Source organism: Flavilitoribacter nigricans DSM 23189 = NBRC 102662 (genome assembly GCF_002646595.1).
Taxonomy (GTDB): domain Bacteria; phylum Bacteroidota; class Bacteroidia; order Chitinophagales; family Saprospiraceae; genus Flavilitoribacter; species Flavilitoribacter nigricans.
In genome coordinates, this window is the sequence record NZ_PDUD01000020.1 from 96,695 (window position 1) to 118,350 (window position 21,656).

Sequence of the window (21,656 nt, forward strand, 5' to 3'; positions counted from 1 at the left end):
TGGCAAGATCAAAACGCTAAAACGATGAAAAAATCAATAAAATACCTGTTCAGTTTATGCCTGCTCTCCCTTTTAAGTGTTGGTTGCGAAGACGTACTGGATGTCGTGCCTCCCGGTGAATTTTCTCCGGGCAATGTCCTGAACAATGAGGCCGGACTGACGTCCCTGCTGTTTTCCGCCTACCGTTTTCAAAACCTGCAAACTGGTCACAAAAACCTGATCAATATGGAAGAGGTGACCACTGATATGGCATTTAATACCGGCGGCGGGGAAAACCGTACGCTGAGCCTCTTTATCAATTTTACCTGGGACCCGTCTGTGGGCTGGATCCAGGGATCGATGTGGAATCCGCACTACAACGCGATCCGGGATGCCAACATCATTCTGGAAAATATCGAAACGGCGGATATCCAACCCGCTACGGCCAGCCTGTTAACGGCGGAGGCCCGCTATATTCGCGCATCGGAATACGCTTTTCTGTACAATTGGTTCGGTCCGGTACCGTTGCGGACCAGCACTTCGCAGGAAGAAAGTTTGCCCCGGGCGCGGGAAGATGAATTGCTGGGCTTTATCGAATCGGAACTGGAAGCTATCTTGGCCGATCTGCCCGACCCGGGACAGGAACCGCAATGGGGCCGGGCGACCAAAGGGCATGCCCTGGGCATTCTGACCAAGTTCTACCTGAATACCAAACAGTGGGCCAAGGTAGTGGAGACCACCCAGCGTATTTTGGATCTGAACTATTACGAGCTGTTCCCGGTCTTCAAGGATCTGTTCAAGGTAGAGAACGAAGGCAATAAGGAATTGCTGGTAGCCTGGCCCCAGATCAACGATCCGGGCTCGGGGAATACCTATCCGAACGGTGCCTTCCCGCCCAATTTCTCCTATTCGCCGCTGCTTCCCGAATACGTCTGGAGTACAAGTATGGCCAACTGGGCTACCCAATACCGGCTCCGCGACGATTTTGTGGATTCCTACGCTGCGGAAGATCAGCGCCTGATCACGATCGTACAGGAATACGTAAACCGCAACGGCGATATGGTCAATTTGCGGAATAATCCCAATAACAGTCGTAGTTTGAAGTACTTTGATCCCGCAGCCGTGGCCAACTTTCACGGCAATGATTCGCCCATCGTTCGCTTTGCGGATATCCTGCTCAGTCGGGCCGAAGCGCTCAATGAACTAAATGGTCCTTCCCAGGAAGCGCTGGACCTGATCAACCAGGTACGCAGTCGCGCCGGATTGCCCGATCTCACCCTGGCCGATGCCGGGAGCAAAGAGATCCTCCGGGATCGGATCCTGGCCGAACGCGGCTGGGAATTCGTCTCCGAGGGCAAACGCCGGGAGGATCTGATCCGGCACGGTAATTTTATCGAGCGGGCCCAAAATCGTGGGATAAGCGCCCAACCGCACCATGTCTTGTTCCCGATCCCGGCTGCGGAGATCAATGCTAATCCCGCCGTGGAGCAAAACCCGGGATATTAAGTATCAGACCGACAAGGAAGGGATGGCCCGGTAAATGGTGTGAGAATTATACTGTTTCCGGGCAATCCTTTATTAGACGGCAGGTATCAAATGTGGTGCTGGGAAGGGAAATATCCGGATCCTTTGGTATTTTCCGGGCGTGGTTTTGAGACTGGGTGATGGGGTGATCTGTAAACTGAAAAATATGTCAATGGCTTTGAAAAAGTATTTGTTATTCTTTGTGTGCCTCCAACTATCTATCGGGCTGACTGCGCAGGCCGAAAAGCCGAATTTCCTGCTGATCCTATCCGATGATCTGACCTATCACGATCTCGGCTGCTACGGCAACGAGCAGGTGAAAACGCCCCACATCGATCAACTGGCCCGGGAAGGGATGCTTTTTGAATACTGTTTCAATTCCTCCCCCATGTGTGCTCCGACCCGGATGAGCCTGTATTCCGGTATTCATCCGGTACGCAACGGCGGGCATCCGAATCACAGCGGCGTTTACGATCACATTCGCAGTATGCCTCATTATCTCGGTGGACTCGATTATGAGGTAGCGCTCCTGGGTAAACAGCATTATCTACCATTAGAAAACTTTCCTTTTGATCATCTGGGTGGGATCAGTCACGATAACGGGAACGGGCTCGATCTCGATCTCACCAAAGCAAGGGACTTTATTCAGAAGAACAAAAACAATCCGTGGTGTCTGGTGGTGGCTTCCAATCAATCCCATACTCCCTGGAATCAGGGCGATACGACCCAGTATGATCTGGACAAATTGTATTTGCCGCCTTATCTGATCGATACCGAGGAAACGCGCCGCGGACTGCGCCGGTATTACGCGGAGATCACCTATTTCGACCGCCAGTTAGGTACGGTCCTGGAATATCTGGAAGCCTCCGGGCAGTCGGAAAACACGGTGGTGATCTACCTGTCCGAGCAGGGATCGAACCTCCCACACAGCAAGTGGACCCTTTACGATAGTGGACTGCGTTCGGCCGCCATCGTCCGCTATCCGGATCGTATCGCTGCTAATAGCACGACGACAGCGATGATCCAATACGTCGATGTATTGCCGACCATGCTGGAAATGGCCGGAGCCGAACCGGAGGCCTTCGATTTCGACGGAGAGAGCTTCCTTCCGGTACTGGCGGGTAAACAACAGCAGCACCGGCAATATGTCTACGGTGTACAAACTTCCCGGGGGATCTTCAACGGACCGGAAGCTTACGGGATCCGCTCGGTCCGCAACGAGCGATTCAAACTGATCTGGAACCTCAATTACGATCAGGATTTTAGCAATACGGTTATTGCCAAAAATGGGCCGTACGGAATCTATGGTTCCTGGAAGGCTGCCGCCGAATCGGGTAATGCAGCAGCCCGGGCCGAAGTGGATCGTTACCAAACCCGCCCGGAGTGGGAGCTATACGATCTGGAACACGATCCCTTCGAAATGAAAAATATGATCGGCTACCCGGCCGCTCACACCCTGATCGAGGAACTCAAACCAAAGTTGCAGGCCTGGATGGAACAGCAGGGGGATATGGGCGATCTGACCGAATGGTCGGCCGTTACCCGGCAGCTGAAGAAGTTTCGCAATTCGCCTCCGGCTCCGCTGTTCATCGATCCGAATTACCACGGTTCCTGCGATCCGGAAGTGGTCTGGAACGAATCCGATCAACAATGGTACATCTACTATACCGCCCGCCGGCCCGGTCTGGAAAATACCTGGCTGCAAACCCCGATCGGGGTCGCTGCTTCCACGGACCTGATCCACTGGGAATTCAGGGGTTACTGCCGTTTTGATGGGGTAGGGGGCAATAAGGACGCCGGGGCTACCTACTGGGCTCCGGCCATTATCCCCCATGACGGTAAGCTCCATATGTTTGCTACCTTTAAGGAGGATACCTTAACTAAGCAGGGCGCCTGGGGCGGCCCGGGGCGTATCGTCCATTATGCAACCGATCTGAATGATCCGGTAAACGGCTGGAAGGTGGTAGGAGAGATGCACGATCAGGATCTGGTGACCATCGATGCAACGGTCTACCGGCAGGAGGACGGCTTTCATCTTTGGTTTAAAGGGAAAAAGAAAGGGGCTGCGAAAAACGAATTGTACCACCTCAAAAGTGCGGACCTGTACGAGTGGGAAAATGCGGATTTCACCCGGAGCGACGTCTTTAATCCGGAAGTGAGCGGTTCCGGTTTTGAAGAAGCGCCCTACATTTTTGAATGGCAGGGTAAACACTGGCTGATCACCGATCCGCATCGGGGTTTATTCGTGTACAGCAGCGGGGATGGTGAAAACTGGGATTTTCAGGGTACTATCCTGGAAGAGGGGGGCACGCGGGCCCTGGACAATAATATGGCCCGTCACTGTAGTGTAGCGGTGGTGGATGATCGTGCATTTATATTCTACCACGTGGAGCCCTGGCGGCGGTATGATCTGGAACAGCAAAAAGGTCCGGAACGCGTACCGATATTTAAGCAGCCCCTGAAGAACCGGCGTAGTGTATTGCAGGTCGCGGAATTAAAAATAGAGAACGGTAAATTGGTATGTGACCGGGACCAACGGATAAAATTAAACGAGTAAAGGCTATCTTACCGACCCAAGACAAAACGAACCATCACGATATGAGCAAATACATTTTCTTCCTGCTGCCGGTATTAGGATTGTTGACCGGATGCTCCTCCTCCGATACAGAAACGACCGATACCCCACCGAACCTTATTTTGATCATTGCCGATGATATGGCCTGGGATGACTCCGGTGCCTACGGACACCCATCCATTCGCACCCCCAATATTGATCGACTGGCCCGGGAAGGCATGCGCTTTGATCAGGCTTTTCTCACCACCAGTTCCTGCAGTCCGAGCCGGGCGAGTATCATTACCGGCACCTATCCCCACCAGACGGATGCCGAACAACTCCACTGGCCGGTACCGGCCGATAAGCTCACTTTTGTGGAAAAACTGAAAGCCCATGGCTATTGGACCGCACTGGCCGGAAAATACCACCTGGGCGATGCGCTGAAGGATCGCTTTGACCTCATCGCCGCCGTCGGTACTTCCGGCTTCGTCATGAACGCCGACGGCCCGGCGGAAGAAGCCCCCGAAAAGAAAGAAGACGGCAGCGGTTGCGAAAACTGGCTGGCGACCTTCCAACAAAGACCGGCGGATCAGCCTTTTTTCCTCTGGCTGGCCGCCGTGGATCCCCACCGACCCTACACTTCTGATATTGTAGCCGAACCGCACCGGGCCGCCGACGTGATCGTGCCGCCCTATTTGCCGGATGTAGACACCGTTCGCGAGGATTTTGCCCGCTATTACGACGAGATCCACCGAATGGATGATTACATTGGTCAGTTGATGGACGCCCTGGAAAAAAGCGGAGAGGCTGATAATACGGTGGTACTGTTTATCTCCGATAACGGCCGCCCATTTCCGCGGGATAAAACTACCCTGTACGATGGCGGCATCAAAACCCCCTGGATCGTTCGGTGGCCGGCGGCCGTAAAAGCCGGTACAACCACCGCTTCCATGGTGAGTGCAGTGGATATTGCTCCCACCTTCCTGTCGTTAGCCGGGGCCGAAGTGCCGCCAGTTTTCGAAGGAGTGGATTTCAGCCCGGTACTGCACGATCCTTCGGCTACCGTGCGGGACTGGATCTACGCGGAAGATCACTGGCACGATTTCGAAGACTATACCCGTGCGGTACGTGACCAGGACTATAAATACATTCGCAATTTCTACCCGGACCTGCCCAATACGCCACCGGCCGATGCACTGCGCAGTCCGACTTTTGCCAAGATGCTGCAAATGCGGGCAGCCGGTACGCTAAACGACGCCCAACTGGCCTGCTTCCGCGAACCGAGACCGGAAGAAGAACTCTATGATACTCGGAAAGACCCGCACGAACTGGTTAATCTCGCCGGAGATCCGGCATTTGCGGAAACGCTGGCGCAACTCCGGACAAAAATGGAAGCGATCCGGCAGGAAACCGGAGATATTTTACCCGCCCGGCGCACCCCGGATGAATTCACGCGCTACAGCGGACAACCCCTGCCGGTACGCAAGCGGCCCCGTCCCTCCAAAGCCGAAATGGAATTAAGTAGTACAGAGTAGGAAACTGCTCTTAATGATCATTTGAAAAAGGAGAAGCCCCGCCGGATCAATCCAAACCGGCTGTGCCATTTAATAGATATGGCCAATCGCATCGTCGATTCACCAGAAGAAAAATACGGTATCTTCTTCAATGCTCTCCCCATCACCCCATCACCCCATCTCCAAATCACCCCGTCACCCCCACACCTGACCCCTCTCACAACTCAAAATTCATCCCCTTCCGCTCCAACTCCTGGTACTTCTTCTCATCAAATCGGTAGAGGAAAGCCCCTTTGCGGGAATTCGTTTTATCCTTCTCGTCCAGTTTTTCGAGAATTTTCATGGAGAGGATCTTTTTGCGGAAGTTCCGCCGGTCGAGCTTTTTCTGGTAAATAGCCTGGTAGAGCAGTTGCAACTGTGGTAGGGTGAACTTTTCCGGTAACAGCTCAAAGCCAATGGGTTGGTAACGCGCCTTTCTCCTCAGTTTTGCCAGAGCGTTCTGGGTCATTTCCTGATGGTCCAGGATGAGATCGGGCAGATCATCGTAAGGGAACCAGCGGGCCTGGTGCGTCTCCACAAGTTGTTGCTTGTGTTCATCCAGCCGGATCAGGGCGTAATGGGCGATCGAGATCACGCGGGAACCCGGATCTCGTTGGAGATCGCTGTAACTGCCCATCTCTTCCAGGTAGACATTGTTGAGGCCGGTAGATTCTTCGAGGACCCTCTGGGCGGCTTCGGGTACACTTTCGCCGCTTTGGACAAAGCTTCCGATGAGCGACCATTCGCCGGCGAAGGGTGCAATTTTTCTTTTGAAAAGGAGCAGCTTCAAGGTCTCTTTGTCGAAACCAAAGATGATGCAATCAATAGCGACCAGGATCTTTTCAGCCCCTTCGTAGTATTTTTTCAATGTGGCAGAACTCATATATGGGCAGATGTTTGGATATCCCAAATATAAGTGTTTAATTTACACTTAATAGAATAAGCGTATAAATTACGCTTAAATTTGAACAATTACTCACCTGAACACCAGAAAAAATTAAAGCAGTGCACGTTCAGATCCGGACAGTCACTCAAGAATTATTTCCATAAACTATTGAATATCGCAGCGGTTCCATGCCAAGGATCGCTGCTTTTGTTTTAGGGTTTCCGGGATAAGGCTTCACTCCAGTGGAAACCAGACCTGCATTTCATCGTTACCGCGATTATTCCAGGCGTAATAGGGGATGAGATTCAGCGTAGCCGGCTCTTCCAGTTTATTGGCGGGCAGCGAGATCTGCTGAATGCGTTCTAACACACCTTCCTCGATGGTAGTGGTAATGATCTCCCCAACCTGGGGCATTCCCGTAAAGTGATATTCCGTGAGCGGTTTGCGGTTATCCACCCCCTCGGCGGCATACACCAGCGGTCCCTTACTGATCGCTACCTTATGGCGATCGGCCGCCACGGAATCAATGGCCGTATTAAAACGCACCGGCATCGGCAGCGACAGTTCGATCTGATCGCCTTTCTCCCAATTCCTTTCCAGGGAAATAAATCCGCGTTCCAGGGCGGGCTCCACGACCTTTCCGTTCACCTTGACTTGCCAGGCGGCGGCCTGATCGTTCGCGTAGTGGTAAAGTGCGCCGGGCACCAACTGATCCTGCGTCCAGGTGGGGATCCGGAGGTGGAGTTTAAAGGTTACAGGACCTTGTGATTCGATGGAAAAGCGAACCTGCTCCTCAAAAGGGTAGGAGGTCTGCTGACGAAGCGTGACCCTGCCCCCGGGTAACGGCAGGTTGGTCTCACTGCCGGCGTAGAGCGTTACGAAAACGTCATTGCCCGCATGGGAGTAGATCATGCCGGGCACCTGGGGGATCAGACGCGCCAGATTGGAAGGACAGCAGGCCGTATTGAACCAGGGTGAGCGCCCGGCCTGGCCGTGATTGAATTCCGTCTCGCCGTCGGCTTCCAGCGGATTGACGTAAAAAAAGCGGTTCCCTTCCAGATTTACGCCGGCCAGTACATTGTTGTAGAGGGCTACCTCGGCCACATCCACGTATTTGGCATCCCGGGTGAGCAGGAACATCCGGTAATTGAACATCACATTGCCCACCGCCGCGCAGGTCTCGTTGTAGGCTTCTTTATTCGGAAGTTCGTAGGCAGGACCAAAACCTTCGATCCCGTGCATGGCGCCCAAACCTCCGGTGATATGCATTTTCGTATTGACGATGTTGTTCCAGATCCGGTCCAGGGCTGCGCTGTATTTTTGGGTACCCTTCAGGGCTCCGACATCCGCCATCCCGGAATACATATAGGCCGCGCGCACGGCGTGACCCACAGCCTCGCTTTGTTCCGTTACCGGAAGGTGTTGTTGGGCGTAAGTAGGCGACATGTATTGTTCGCCTTCCGGACGATAGCTTACTCCCCGGATATCCAGGAATTTTTCGGCCATATTCAGATAGAGTTCATTGCCGGTAACGCGATACAATTTGGCCAGCGCCAGTTCCAGTTCCTGGTGGCCGGGAGCCTGGTTGACCGGTTTTCCGTCATTGTAATTCGGGTCCCCATCAAAAAATACCCGATTGATGTGCTGGGCATTCTTCTCCGCAACTTTCAGCCACTTATCCTTGCCGGTGGCCCGGTAGTAAGCGATGGCTGCTTCGTACATGTGACCCATGTTGTAGAGTTCGTGACTGTGCACGACATAATCGTACGGTCTTTCACCCATGTTGGCCGGATCGGCAACTCCCGCGGTGTGCGCTACATAGAGATAGCCATCTTCCCGCTGGGCCGCGGCAATGATATCGATGATCCGATCCAATTTTCGCTCCAGTTCCGGATCGTCATTGATCATCAACAGATAGGCGGCTCCTTCCATGACTTTGTATAGGTCCGATGAAATGTACCGGTGGGTAAAGGGAAGGTCGGAAGTATCTCCGCGCAGGTACTTACCGGCTTTTTCCAGGTTATCGACCGCCGGTTGGGTCTTTTCCAATGCAAAAGGGACCAGCGTGTGGATCTGGGTTTCCAGTCGGGGACGCCAGAAATCATCCGTCAGCCCCACTTCGTTGAAGGGGATCGGTTCCAGGGGGATATTGTTGGCAACGGGTGTCGCTTCCTCTTCCGGTTCTTCCGTAGTTTGACAGGCAGAAAACGAAAACGCTGCCAACAAAATGAGTAAATGTATTTTTATATAAAATTTGTATTTTTTCATAACATTGTTTTAATTTTCATGCTGTATTGAAAAGACCGCTAGAGGTCGTAGACCGGAAATTCCGTGATCCGCAGCGTGGTACAGCCGTAAGGAACCAGAGTGATCTCTTCCCGCGGCGGATCGTTCTTCGTATATCGACCCCAAAAGCCCGGAAAGTAGGGAGCACCTTTCGTCAGTTCCCATTCGGGTAAGCTGATCCCCTGCAAATGCAGCTCGATCGGAGCATTTTCCAGATTCCAGGGATACCGGCCATCCCATTCCTTTTCCACCACCTGAATATTGGCCGACAGATCAGCCAATTCGCTGGCTACCAGGCCGTAGTTCCACCGGTCGACCGGATAAATTTCCGTAAAGGCCCGGTAGCGGTCGCCGAGATCCTTTGACTTCTCCTCACCCCGGATACGAAGTGAATAAACGAGCGGCCCTCTTTCAATGGTCTGGGAAAATTCGTGCCATACGGACGAGCGTAGCGTCATGGGCAGGGTCAGCTCCAGTTGGTCGCCCTCCTGCCAATCCCGGTCCACTACGGCAATACCATCCTGTATCTCTGCTTCCCAAACGGTGTCGTTGACCCTGATCACGGCATCCTGCGTCCATGCGGGTATCCGCAGGTGAAACGGAAAACGGGCCGGCTGGTCCAGACTGATCCGGAAACGGACCGTTTCGCGAAAGGGGAAACCGGTTTCCTGTTCGATGGTCAGTTGCCGGCCGTCGGCCACCTGCAGGCTTACGCTACTCGGAGCGTAGAGCAGGGCCGCCACGCCACGATCGGGCGTAGCGTAATACAGGTTCTGTACGTATTTGGGCCAGGACTGGTGCATGTTCGTCGTGCAGCAGGGATAACCGGTGAGGGTGCCAAAAACAAAGTCCGTTCCCCGGTGGTGATTATTTTCGAAAGAGGTTTCCAGGCGATTGGACAGTTCCACCTGATTGGCTGCCTGGAAATACTGCCGCGCGGTAAAATCGTCGGTAGCCTGCGTCGGTAGAGCATTGTAGACGATCTTCTCCAACTGATCGGCAAAAGCCATATCGCCGGTAATGGTCAGCATGGATTCGAGGGAATACATTTCTTCGGCGACGGAGCAGAATTCAATACCCTGGACCGGATTGGTGCCGTGTAGCGGTTCGTCTCCGCCGTACATACCCTGCGGCTGACCGTGGTATTTTTTGACGTCCCGGAGCGCCTTCTTTACGGCATTGACGTATCGCTCATCCTGATCCTTCTGGTAGTAGATGACCGGCTGTTTCAATCCCTGAGCGAAGTTGACACAATGCATGCCGCCTAGCTTGGATACCGTCAGCGCATTGATCTCCGTAGTATCGAAGGGATAGCGTTTCAGCCGGCTGTAATGCCAGGGCGTAACCGGATCGTTATAATTTTCCGGATTGGAAAAGATGGTGGTCCAGGGAAAGGTTTGCTCGTAGATCAGGTCCCCGAGTTCCAGTAGAAATTCGTCGCCGGTAATATTGTACAGCCAGTAAACCACCTGCAGGTTATCGCCGCCGCGCCGGTTGGCCCAGAGCGTCAGATGGTCCAAAGGGGTAGCGGGTAATTCTTCCAATTGGTATTTAAAATATTTTGTCAGACAGTCGATCACGCGTTCGTCGCCCGTTGCCGAATAATACTGCTGCAGGATCTTCAACATCACCATTTTGGGCCACCAGTCCCGGCGGGCACCCCGCTGGAGTCCCGGTTCATTCTCCGGGGTTTCCGCAAAGGGAACCGGACCGATATAGCCGGATGTATCCTGGTTGTCCAGGGTCCAGTTCACCCACTTCAGTGCTTTTTGCTGCAGGGCTTCATCCTTGAGGATATAGGCAAGCGGTAGCAGGCCGTCTATCCAGTAGGGGCCACGTTCCCAGCCGTCACCGTCGCCGCCGAGCCAGCCGTTGCGCGGGCCGACCACTTCCGGATAGATGGAATCCAGTTGCCCGGTCAGGCCGGTTTTCATGCTGTTCAGTTGCGTGAGCAGCCAGCCGCGGGGCCTAATACTGCCCAGCGGTAATTCCAGATAAGGCTTCTGAATGAGGGGAGCACGGTTTTGGAGATAGTGCGCCGAAGACCCGTTCGCTTCGGTGGGTGATCCACCTTCCGGGCTTGTAGCATCCCGGCAGGAAAAGATGGTCAGCAGTACCAAAAGCAGGTAAGTTGGATATTTCATACTTTGCGGAAGCAAGATTTGTTTTTCGTAAGTTTTGTTTCATAATGATAGGAAAAAATTGGAAGAGGTGTAAGTATTTGTACAAATGAGCAAGTCCTCTTTACCGAAAATCAATAACCTTCCGTTAGCAAAAAAACACCTGTTGACTATGACCTTACCTCCACTGCGATTATTCCCACTTTTGATGCTGTTGGTTTTTGCGGCCTGCTCCGAAAACGGATCGGCGGATCAGCGACCCAACATTATTTTGATCATGTCGGACGATATGGGGTATTCCGATATCGGCTGTTTCGGAGGGGAGATCCAAACCCCAAATCTCGATCGCCTGGCAGCCAACGGCGTCCGCTTTACTCAGTTTTACAATACCGCCCGCTGCTGCCCAACCCGTGCGTCGCTGCTTACCGGCTGCTACCCGCACCAAACGGGCATCGGGCACATGACAAATCCGCCGAATAACCCCCTGGGGCACGATTACGAGCTACCGGGATACCGCGGTGCGCTCAACCGGAATTGCGTTACGATTGGAGAAGCTCTGGGACAGTCGGGCTACCGGACGATGATGACCGGAAAGTGGCACCTGGGTTACCACAAACAGGAGCAATGGCCGCTGCAGCGCGGCTTCGAGAAATTTTACGGTATCGTTCCGGGTGCGGCCAATTTTTTTAAACCGGTCCATCCCCGGGGGATTACCTACGGCAATGATACCCTCACCATTACCGATGACAATTTCTATACAACCGATGCCTTTACCGATTACGCCATGCAGTTTATCGGGGAAGCTCATAGCGAAGATAAGGAACAGCCTTTTTTCTTATATCTGGCCTACAATGCTCCCCACTGGCCCCTGAATGCGCCGACCGAGGAAATTGAAAAGTACCGGGGGAAATACCGAAAGGGTTGGGATAAATTGCGCGAAGAGCGGTACGCACGGATGCAGGAAATGGGGCTGATCGATCCCGACTGGCCACTCAGCCCAAGGGATGCCCGCGCCTGGGATAGCCTGAACGTAGAGCAGCAGGAAGAAATGGACCTGCGCATGGCCATCTACGCCGGCATGGTGGACCGCATGGACCAGAATATCGGCAGATTGGTGACCTATCTTGAACAGAACGCCTTACTCGAAAATACCCTGATCGTATTTTTAAATGATAATGGCGCCTGCGCTGAGTTCGCCGAACTGGGCAGCGGCCCCAAAGAGCAACTGGGTACAAAAGAAGGCTACGTTTTGTCTTACGGCCGGGCCTGGGCAAATGCCTCCAATACGCCCTACCGGCTTTATAAGCACTGGCTGCACGAAGGGGGCATGGCTACGCCCATGATCGTGCACTGGCCGCAGGGGATCGATCCCGACCGGCGGGGGCAGATGATCCGGGAACATGGATTCCTGCCCGATATTATGGCCACCTTTCTGGACGTAGCGGAGGCGGATTATCCGGAAACATACGCAGGGCACCAGATCGCTCCTCTGGCCGGTAAAAGTATGGTGCCCGTGATCCGGGGCGGCGAAGGTCCCATCCACGAGGAACCGATCTTTTGGGAGCACGAAGGCAACAAAGCCGTGCGCCTGGGCAAATACAAACTCGTGATGAAATGGGATAAGGATCGCACCGACAACTGGGAACTCTACGATCTGGAAAAGGACCGAACGGAAATGAACGACCTGGCGGAGACCATGACCGAAAAAAGACGGGAAATGGCGGACCTGTACCATGCCTGGGCAAAAGAACATCAGGTACTTCCGTGGGAAGAGATCCAAACGATCCGGAAAGAACTGGGCGCGAAACGCAAGGCCCGGCACTGATGCCCCTGCTCTGCTGGGGAGTTATACTGACGTAATATTGGTTTGGTCCTGATGTATCAAACCCGGTCAGGGCCAAACCAAATCACGTCATGAATAGAAGTACCGGGACATCCGATCCGGTACCTCTGCCGGATCTCCTTAAACTACCGCTCTTCTATCTCTTTCGGGCTATTCGCCTCCTGCCGGATAAATGCCCTTATAATCCAGATGGCCGGTATTGATCAGGGCCGAGCGGATGTGGAAATGTTTTAATCCTTCTTTATCGAGCAGTTGGATCAGGCGCGATGCTGCCGGTTTCGCGGAGGCCCCGAGATTTTGCAGCGTAGCGTAAGCGATGTAATAATCCGCTTCCACCTGATCGACGATGTAATACAACGCATCCCGGTCATTGCCGTGTTTGACCATGACCTCCGCACAGGCCAGTCGCAGTTCGGTATTGGCAGCTTCGTCGCCGAAAATGCGCAATATGCCGCCGGGGATCTGGGTGATCATACCTTTTTCGAGCATTTGCAAAACACCCCGCGCGGCCCAGTACTGGATGGCCGGATCGGTATTGTTCAGCAGGTCTTCCAGGGCCGGCAGGTCTGCGGGGCCGGCAATACTGGCCAGCGCAGCCGCCCGGATCACGGAAGCGACATCCTGCCCGCTGAGCCGGACGGATTCGTAGAAGGGCGTTGCGTCCTCCCGGTGCCGCATGGACCAGGGGTAGAGCCCGAGATCCTTATTATCGATCATGAAATCCATCAGTTCCTTGAGCATCTGGGAGACTCTTTCCCGCTGGGCCGGATCGTTCACCAGGTTATTTACCTCGTAGGGATCCTGGTCGGTATCGTAAAACTCCAGAGCGGTCATGGGCTCCCAGAAGCGGTTCTCGATACCGTCGGTTTTTCCTTCCAGATGGGCCCGGTCCCAGGCCTGATAGGATGGCATTTGCCACTGGTAAGACTGTCTGGCACCGTTCGGATACGCCGTATTGAAATTCCAGATGAGCCGGTAGCGTCCATCCGTCCAGGCCCGGGAAGGAATGAAACTCTGCTCCTGGTTGGCCCGGTACAGGAAAAGGCGGGACTTCGGCTGGGGTTGTTTGCGTCCCAGAAATGCCTGCCCCATCATAAAACCGGGAGCTTCCATTCCGATCAGATTGAAAAGTGTAGGTGCAAAGTCGATAAAACCAACCAGGCGATCGTCGCGGGATGGCGTTTTGACCCCAGCCAGCCGTTTTAGCTTCTTGGGGAAATGAACGACCAGCGGTATCTGCGTGCCGGTCTCGTAGACAAATGCTTTGGCGCGGGGCAGACAGCCGCCGTGATCCGAATAGAAAAAAACGATGGTGTTATCTGCCTCGCCGGAAGCTTCCAGTTCCTCCAGCTTGCTCTTCACCCAGGCATCCATTTCGGTAACGGCATCATAGTGCCAGGCCAGGTCATCCCGGATCCAGGCTTCGTCCGGGAGATAGGGCGGGAGTTCCACCCGGGCGGGATCGGTTCGGCGCGGACTCCGGCCCTCTACATTACGCGTTGCGATCCGTTTGGTGTGGGTCCCACCGTAATTGAAGACCGCAAAGAAGGGCTGTTCCTTATCCGGCCGGTCGACGTAACTGGCCTTATTACTCGAATCATTCCAGATCCCCTGCGGAGGATTACTGGCATTGTAATCCCTCTTGCTGCTATTGGTGCAATAGTAGCCGGCTTCCTGCAAATACTTCGGAAAATAGAATTGCTCGGGAACGGCCCGTGCCTCGCGGTGCCAGTCCGTTGCGAGCATTGGCGCGTAGATACCGGAAATAAGGGTAGACCGCGCCGGTGAGCACTGCGCCCCGTTGGAAAAGGCATTGGTAAATACGATGCTTTCGGCCGCCAGTTCGTCCAGGGTTGGCGTATTTGTGTAGGGGTTGCCGTAAAATGAAAAGTACGGACTCAGGTCCTCAACTACGAGCCAGAGGATATTCGGACTTTTCTTCTGGGCAAAGCCATTCTGGGAAGAGGTTCCGCAGAGGAACAGCAGCAGGATGGTAATCAGCTTATTCATGATCAGTTTTCGTTTTGTTTGCAGGCTACTAAATGTGCCGGCCTAAAATTAGGCCCGATTAACCGAACCGGCGCTGCTTTTGGCCGGGAATTTCCGGAACAAAACGGAAATGATAAGCGAAAGACTCAATTGGTCAGGGAGCCGCGCAGGCGTTCGAAATTCAGTGCGTTTTGGATGGCCGTTTTATCCTGGATCGTTTGATCCGGAAATTGTCGGATGATCTCCTCGGGAGAATAGGATATCTGTTTGGCCTGTTTCAATATCTCCGCTTTGGCGGTTTTGGAGAGATACCAGCCGTCCGGGATCGGTACGGTTCGCTGCTGACCTTTATTCCAGGGCTGACCACTTGCCGTCGCGGAAACGGTAGGTTCCTGATTGAGGGTAAACTGGAAAAAATCGAAATCGAGCAGCTCCGGTTTGGATAAACGCTGGATCAGATCGACGGTAACCTCCGGATGGTCTTTTATTTCCTGGCCGACGATTCCGCGACTATCCCATGCGCGATCATCATGCGGGGTATTTTTGCGGCGGTGATCTTCGGAGTTTCGGATATAGATCAGGCCCAGTTTTACACGGTTACCGGTCTCGGATTGGAACGTCAGACTGCTTTCCTTCATCAATAGCAACAACTGGACGGCGGTTTGCAGACTGCTGTTATCCTGAAAACCGGCGTCGGTGACTTCCAGACATTTCCGGCTTGCTTGATCTCCCTGCCCGGAGCAAATTTTTCCGGATGAACGCAGAAATGGATATTTGGCAGTGATTGCGGCGGCGGTTTTTAGGGAGATGTCCTGTTGTACCTGATCGTGAAAATCAATGGTTTCGGGGAAATAATTAGAGGAAAGCTTGAGATTGGAAATGATCATTTTTTCGTAGGTGCCCGATTTACAGGTATTTAAAAGCAGGTTGGGTATTTGAAGAACCGGCTCCCGCTTGTCCTGGTTTCGCCAGAGACTGAGAAAAGCATTATTGAGGGAATACCCGGCTCCGCGAAAGCTATTCCGGTAGGTTTCCTCCCAGCTTTCCTCCAGGCACCGCGTCCGGTCCAGCCGGTTGACACTAATGGGCAGAAGGCGCTGGATCATATCCGGATAACACAGGGAGCCGGTAAGTGGCGTGAGCAGATCGTCGTCGAGTGACTGGAGATGTGGTTCCGTCAAATTTGCCCCGGATGACCGATCTGCATTCCGATCGCGATTCAGTGCCTGATCAAAAATGAGGCCACCGGCACCGCCGGAAGTTCCGGTAAGGGCGTAAATATGTTCGGAAAAGTGATCGTCTTGGAGCGAACGGAGTTGTGCCATCACCAGGCTCGTCCAGTTGAGCGCCTTACTTCCCCCGCCTTCAGCCGCTACAATGAATACCGGTATACTGGATGGCTCACCCTGATCCGATGGCCGGTTTTTTACTTTTTCCTCTAACCATTTGTAAAAATTGTAGTTGATCTCCTCCCGCTGAATGCCGGTACTCGGGGAACCCATTAAATTGATCTCGTGCTTCTGATTGTTCAAGCTAAACAAGGTGAGAACGGCCACCGCGATGATGGAAAAAAGGTAAGCAGAACGGTGATTTAAGAAGGTGACAAAAACGATGAGCATCAGACTCCCCGACAAAGCCAGCTGAAAGATCGCCGGAGCTCCGAGAGCCGTCCAGACCGGTTTGCTGACCTCCATTGAGAAAAGTATCCCGACCAAAAGTTGTGCCCCCAATAGAAAGAAGGGCAGTACGGGTAGCCGGTAGAGAGGCGTTCCGGCAGCTGCGATCTCATTCAGGCGTCTGCCGGTCCCGACCATCTGGTTGCCGGGTGTGAAGCGATCCGGCAGGAGAGATTGAAGTAAGCGGACGAAGGTAAGTCGAAAACTCAGGACGAGAAAAATGCCGGCACTGAACACCAGGTTCCATAAAACCGCTGCGGGAAAGTCGACGGCGGCAAACGCCAGTGCATTCACCGCGAAAGGTACCGAACTGAACAGGCGGGGGAGCCAGGTTTTAAAAAAGATAACTTTTCGATCCCAGGCCGGCTCTCCGGTTCGGGAAAGGTGGATTGTATGGAGTACAATCCTTCCGGAGTACCAGAGCAGGAGGCTATACAAAAGGGTTGACCAGAAAAAAGGCAGATGACCGCGGTAGATAAAACCCGGGGCGCTGGCGGCAAGCTGGTAGTCGGTGCCGATACTTAAAAAAACATCCCGGGCCTGTGTCGTTTGCGTAAAGACCCAAAAGCCCAGGAAGCTGATCAAAAGGAGAAGTCCACACGCCCAAAGGACCCGGAAAAATGCCTGTAGCCATTCGAGCGGGATGGCGAAGTAACGCCCGATCTGCCGGTAGTAACTACCGAGGGTAAGGAAACCAGTCTTGGGGTTCAGCCGATTCAATAATTCACTGGGGATCCTGATCATTTCCATTAGGCTTCTTTGGTTAACATCAATTCGGATAAATCCTGAAACTACAGATCCATCCGCAGTTCGTCCGGTGGGGAACGAATCGGAAAGATCTCTTTGGGTTAGAGATTACAGAGGAATGTACCTGTTTTTGATAGCTGTTTCGCCGGGATAAAACCGGACGAAATCAGAGGGTCTGAGAGGTAGTACGCCGGCAACTTTCCCCGCTTTGCCCGGAGTGAGGGACAAATCAGGGATAGGACCTTCCCGCTTTGAAATGTGCTCCTATGCCTGGGCTCGGGAAGGAAGTTGCTGATTGCTGCTGAGTGACTGTGTAGTTGTTACGGTGCCGTGAAAATGAAAAATGCACCGAAAATCTTATTTAGAAAATATTCCAAAATCTTTCGAAATGATCTCAGTTACGGCCCACTCACCGCTTTTTCGGGCGAAAACGCCGGATAAACCCCCGAATCAGTTCGTTATCGCGTTCTTGCGAGCCTCACTGGGAGAGTAGCCGAAATGCTGCTTATAGGCATAGGAAAAGCTGCTCGTTCGGCTGAATCCTACCTTGTGAGCGATCTCGGCTATGGTTTCTTCCGTGTTCAGCAGTAAATGGTTGGCCTCATTGAATTTGATCTGCCGGCGGAATTCCCCCAGCGGTTGACCGGTCAACTGGTCGATCTTCCGGTATAGTTGGGAACGGCTGACACCAATTTTATGACAAAGCTGCTCAATACCGAAGTTGGCGTCCGAGAGATGTTCCAGTTCGACGTCACGTAGAGTTTTGATGAACTCATCTTCCTCCGGTGGGGGAGCCATTGCGGCTTCGTGCTTACCGGCTTCTTCTTCGGTGATGCGGCCGTTCGCATATTTTTCCTGCATCAATTTTCGCAGGCGGATGAGGTTGTTGATCCGGATCAGGAGCTCGCTTTTTTCAAAAGGTTTAGTCAGGTATTCATCCGCACCCTTATGCAGGCCCGATAACTTGGAAGCCATATCGGCCTTGGCCGTGAGTAAGATGACCGGGATGTGGCTGGTGAGTTCATTGTTCTTCAGGCGTTCGCACAATTCGAAACCATCCATTTTCTGCATCATCACATCACTGATGATGATGTCCGGGATCTGGTTGTAGGCAATATTAAAGGCCGTCTCCCCGTCGGACGCGAAACGGATCTGGTAGCGGTCGTCAATACAGGCAATGATGTAGCTGGCAATATCGTGATCATCCTCTACTACCAGCGCGATCGGAGCATCTTCCCGGTCCAGGAGCTGGTCTTTAGTAATGATGCCCGGCGCGGGTTCCCAGTTTTCATTGGGGGATAGCCCCAGTTCTTCATTTTTCTTGGTCTGCCAGGGGGCTTCGTTACTGATGGGCAGCAATACGCGGAAGGTAGTGCCCCGGTGGAGAATACTTTTCACGCTTACCGTTCCTCCGAGCATGGTTACCAGCTCGTGGACGATAGCGAGGCCGATACCGGTCCCTTTTTCCTGACCGGCATCTGCGTGATCGACAATGAAAAAACGCTTGAATACCTTATCCGTATGGTCTTTGGAAATGCCGATGCCGGTATCCCTTACGGAAAGCTCAAGTTGATCCCCGGACCGGTTTACCTGAAAATAGATCTGGCCATTTTCCGGCGTGAACTTTATGGCATTTTTCAACAGGTTGTCCAGGATCTTCATGATCTTATCCGGATCATAATCCATATTTATGCTATTCTCATCGCAAAGAAAGTGCAGTGTAATTTTCTTTTTAGCGGCCAAGACCTGAAAGGGTTCCAGGATGTAGCGGAAAAAGAGCACGATGTCACTCTGCACCATGTTGAGCGGCATTTCACCCGATTCCAGCTTGGAAATATCCAGGATCTGGTTGACCAGATACAGCAATTTCTGCCCGTTCCTTTTGATCATCCGGATGCCGTCCGAATACCATTTTTCGGGATCGGATTTGATCTCATCCGCCATGCCCAGTATAGTGGTGAGGGGTGTTCGGAACTCGTGGGATACGTTGGTGTAAAAGCGGGTTTTGAAATCGTCCAGTTCCAGCAGGCGTTTGTTTTCCTTCTGGGCTTCCTTGCGCATCTTGTTGTCGGATCGTACTTTATTCAGCACGTATCTTACGGCCAGAAATACCCCCACTAGAGTCAAAATGTATAGGATATAAGCCCCCGTAGTATTGTACCAATGCTCTTTGATCCGGATGTCGAGTACCTTCTTTTTCAAGAGATCGATCCGGCCGTCGGAATTGGTGGGATATACGATCAGTTGGTAATCATCGGCTGACAGATTAGTGAAGCGAATGGAAGAGTTGGCCATAACCCGGACCGAATCCTGATCAAGCCCGACCAGTTTGATCCAAAATTCATTCGACTCGGGATCGACGTAGTCCGGAGAGGCAAAGCGAAAGGATAATCGATCCACTCCCGGCCCCAGGGTGAGCTGATCCATTTCCGTGACATTTTGGGCATTAGCATTCCCTCGTTTTTGGTCCGGACTGAGTTCCTGTCCGTTAACGAGTATCTCCGTGATCAGGGGACTAGGCGGCTGATCGTTCACCCAGACCTGGGTAGGGGAAAATACGTTGATACCGTTGGTGCCTCCAAAAAACAGTCGACCTTTCTGGGCCGCCAACGCTGACCAATCGATGAACTCAAGTCCCTGCAGGCCGTGGTAGAGCGTAAATTTCACCGATTTGCCGGACTCCGGGTTAAAGTTATACAGTCCGTCTTTAGAACTGATCCAGAGTTCTCCATCCTTATCCTGGAGGATACCACTTAGGTTCTTTACTTCGAAATCAGCTCTACGTAGTTCGAATGTAGGATCCGAAGGTTGAATATAATAGAGGCCGTCGTGACTGGAGATCCACAGGCAATCCCGTTTATGGTCTTCTACCATGCCGGTGATCAGGTGCTTGAAGGGGCGAGCCGTTAAGCTATCCAATTTTTCATTTTCGTAGGTAAAGATCGATAGGTCCTGATCCATATTGTTGATGTAGATCCGACCCTGGTTGTCCCGAAAGCTAAAAATAGACTCTCCGATCTTTGCGGAAAGTTTCACGGAATCTGCGGGTGTCTGTGGGTCTACCTGGTATATGCCCGCGTGCAGGGTAGTGACCAATAGCTCACCGTCCGGCAGGAATTCTATTGCATAGGGGTTTTCTATGTGCAGATAATCCTGCAGGCCGGCTCCCCGCAACGAAGCCGGTGTAGGCCGGTTGATGATCCGGAACAGCCCGTTTCTATTGGTTACCCAGATGTTGTTCTGTGCATCGGCCCGGATCTGGTGGGGTTCTGCTTTCAGTCCGGGATGATCCGTACTGGAAAAAAAGTGGATCTCCTGCCCGCCGTTGTCCATCACCACAATTCCTTCGTTCGTCAGGGCCCAGATCCGACCGAAGATGTCTTCTGTCATGGATTTGACGATGCTTTTTCCGGAAGGCGACTGCCGGTCATTTTGCAGCCAGAAATCAAATTTACGGGCCACCAGATTGGTGAAATAGATACCGTTGTGGTCGGTGGAGATCCAGACGTTATCCGAATTGTCCGCGTACAGTTTGGTGATCTCCGGATGAAAATCCAGGACACCGTCCTCGTTGGCGGATTTTATCGCTTGGGAATAGCTGGGCTTTTCTAATCCCTTATAGAAAAAGTAGATGCCGTGCTTTCTGGTGGCGACCATTAATTTATGCGGAGCCGGTTGGGCAATATCAACTACTTCCTTTTCTTCCCCTGGGGAGGATAGCGGATAATCTCTTCGTTCGAGGGTTTCCAGATTGAAATATGCAATCCCCCGGTTAGTGCCCAGCCAGATCTCCCGTTCATTTTCAGCGTATATGGCATTGATCTTTTCCTGGGGAAAATAGACTTTTTCGTTTTGTGGCTGATCTATTAATTTCCCATTCTGAAAATTGAGCATGGCCAGCCCGCTATCACCTGCCGGACTCAGAAAAGTGTACCGACTGGTAGTCTGATCCTGCTGAATAATCTCCGTATTAATACTCAGGGGGATGTCTGGTACCTTCACCGGCTGATCTCCGATGCCCATTTTCCAGAAGTACAAATCGTTTTTGGCCGTGAGCCATAATTCCATCTGATAGGGATCTAGGTAGAGCAACAGATAGCCAATCTCGATCTTCTCCCCGCTCGGAGAGTAGATGTGATGCTTTTTAAAACAATCGTCCTTACGGATATACTGATGAATGGCATCAACCGTACAAAACCAGATATTGCCGTCGAGATCTTCGAATATTCGCCCCTGGATGTTGTTGTGGGATAATGAGCAGGAATCGGCTTCGTTGGGAAGGTATTGCCGGACACTGGTACCGTCAAAACGGTTGAGGCCGTTGATCGAGCTGACCCAGACGAAACCCCGGGAATCTTTGTAGACGTAGTAGTTCCAGTTGCCGGAAGTCAACCCCTGTCGGGGCGTCAGTCGGTGAAAGTTAAACAGATCACTCTGCGCATCCAGGCAACCCCATGCCAGTAGCAATAGCCATAGCATAGTATACCCTCGAAACCTGG

At 52.7% G+C, this 21,656-nt stretch carries 10 protein-coding genes; 4 read left to right on the plus strand and 6 right to left on the minus strand.

Annotated features, from left to right (window positions below; translation table 11 throughout):
* Positions 1-24 precede the first annotated feature (24 nt).
* From CRP01_RS14510 to CRP01_RS14520, 3 genes are all read left to right on the plus strand, one after another.
* Complete coding sequence (locus CRP01_RS14510; RefSeq protein WP_099150782.1) at positions 25-1,485, plus strand: RagB/SusD family nutrient uptake outer membrane protein; 1,461 nt, start codon at positions 25-27, stop codon at positions 1,483-1,485.
* 190 nt (positions 1,486-1,675) lie between these two features.
* Positions 1,676-4,060 carry a sulfatase-like hydrolase/transferase gene (locus tag CRP01_RS14515; RefSeq protein WP_170110373.1) on the plus strand — a complete coding sequence of 795 codons (2,385 nt, stop codon included), beginning with the start codon at positions 1,676-1,678 and terminating at the stop codon, positions 4,058-4,060.
* Between the two features lie 41 nt (positions 4,061-4,101).
* Positions 4,102-5,592 carry a sulfatase family protein gene (locus CRP01_RS14520; protein ID WP_099150784.1) on the plus strand — a complete coding sequence of 497 codons (1,491 nt, stop codon included), beginning with the start codon at positions 4,102-4,104 and terminating at the stop codon, positions 5,590-5,592.
* Between the two features lie 196 nt (positions 5,593-5,788).
* Here the strand turns inward: CRP01_RS14520 and CRP01_RS14525 are convergent, their stop codons facing one another.
* From CRP01_RS14525 to CRP01_RS14535, 3 genes are all read right to left on the minus strand, one after another.
* The gene (locus tag CRP01_RS14525) at positions 5,789-6,493 is read right to left on the minus strand and encodes an NUDIX hydrolase (RefSeq protein WP_099150785.1); all 705 of its coding nucleotides are present in this window, start codon (positions 6,491-6,493) and stop codon (positions 5,789-5,791) included.
* Positions 6,494-6,730: 237 nt separating this feature from the next.
* A complete protein-coding gene (locus tag CRP01_RS14530) occupies positions 6,731-8,764 on the minus strand; it encodes a glycoside hydrolase family 127 protein (protein WP_099150786.1) in 2,034 nt (677 codons plus the stop codon).
* Positions 8,765-8,802: 38 nt separating this feature from the next.
* Entirely contained in the window at positions 8,803-10,926 is a 2,124-nt protein-coding gene (locus tag CRP01_RS14535; RefSeq protein ID WP_099150787.1) for a beta-L-arabinofuranosidase domain-containing protein, read from the minus strand.
* A 184-nt stretch (positions 10,927-11,110) separates the two neighbouring features.
* On the opposite strand from CRP01_RS14535, the gene CRP01_RS14540 reads away from it, so the two are divergent.
* Complete coding sequence (locus CRP01_RS14540; RefSeq protein ID WP_394337763.1) at positions 11,111-12,727, plus strand: arylsulfatase; 1,617 nt, start codon at positions 11,111-11,113, stop codon at positions 12,725-12,727.
* A 168-nt stretch (positions 12,728-12,895) separates the two neighbouring features.
* On the opposite strand, the gene CRP01_RS14545 is transcribed toward CRP01_RS14540, so the two are convergent.
* The 3 genes from CRP01_RS14545 to CRP01_RS14555 all read right to left on the minus strand — a co-directional run bounded on the left by CRP01_RS14545 (position 12,896) and on the right by CRP01_RS14555 (position 21,636).
* Positions 12,896-14,755, minus strand: coding sequence for a sulfatase family protein (locus tag CRP01_RS14545; RefSeq protein WP_099150789.1), 1,860 nt, complete (start codon positions 14,753-14,755; stop codon positions 12,896-12,898).
* A 125-nt stretch (positions 14,756-14,880) separates the two neighbouring features.
* Positions 14,881-17,160: a hypothetical protein gene (locus tag CRP01_RS14550; protein WP_099150790.1), complete on the minus strand. Its 2,280-nt coding sequence runs from the start codon at positions 17,158-17,160 to the stop codon at positions 14,881-14,883.
* Positions 17,161-17,607: 447 nt separating this feature from the next.
* Positions 17,608-21,636: a hybrid sensor histidine kinase/response regulator transcription factor gene (locus tag CRP01_RS14555; protein ID WP_170110374.1), complete on the minus strand. Its 4,029-nt coding sequence runs from the start codon at positions 21,634-21,636 to the stop codon at positions 17,608-17,610.
* Positions 21,637-21,656 lie beyond the last annotated feature (20 nt).

What these genes read in the sequence shown, in the direction of transcription:
- CRP01_RS14515 (WP_170110373.1), top strand. Translation starts at nt 1,676, where the DNA reads ATGGCTTTGAAAAAGTATTTGTTATTCTTTGTGTGCCTCCAACTATCT.
- CRP01_RS14555 (WP_170110374.1), bottom strand. Translation starts at nt 21,636, where the DNA reads ATGCTATGGCTATTGCTACTGGCATGGGGTTGCCTGGATGCGCAGAGT.
- CRP01_RS14550 (WP_099150790.1), bottom strand. Translation starts at nt 17,160, where the DNA reads ATGGAAATGATCAGGATCCCCAGTGAATTATTGAATCGGCTGAACCCC.
- CRP01_RS14540 (WP_394337763.1), top strand. Translation starts at nt 11,111, where the DNA reads ATGCTGTTGGTTTTTGCGGCCTGCTCCGAAAACGGATCGGCGGATCAG.
- CRP01_RS14545 (WP_099150789.1), bottom strand. Translation starts at nt 14,755, where the DNA reads ATGAATAAGCTGATTACCATCCTGCTGCTGTTCCTCTGCGGAACCTCT.
- CRP01_RS14520 (WP_099150784.1), top strand. Translation starts at nt 4,102, where the DNA reads ATGAGCAAATACATTTTCTTCCTGCTGCCGGTATTAGGATTGTTGACC.
- CRP01_RS14530 (WP_099150786.1), bottom strand. Translation starts at nt 8,764, where the DNA reads ATGAAAAAATACAAATTTTATATAAAAATACATTTACTCATTTTGTTG.
- CRP01_RS14535 (WP_099150787.1), bottom strand. Translation starts at nt 10,926, where the DNA reads ATGAAATATCCAACTTACCTGCTTTTGGTACTGCTGACCATCTTTTCC.
- CRP01_RS14510 (WP_099150782.1), top strand. Translation starts at nt 25, where the DNA reads ATGAAAAAATCAATAAAATACCTGTTCAGTTTATGCCTGCTCTCCCTT.
- CRP01_RS14525 (WP_099150785.1), bottom strand. Translation starts at nt 6,493, where the DNA reads ATGAGTTCTGCCACATTGAAAAAATACTACGAAGGGGCTGAAAAGATC.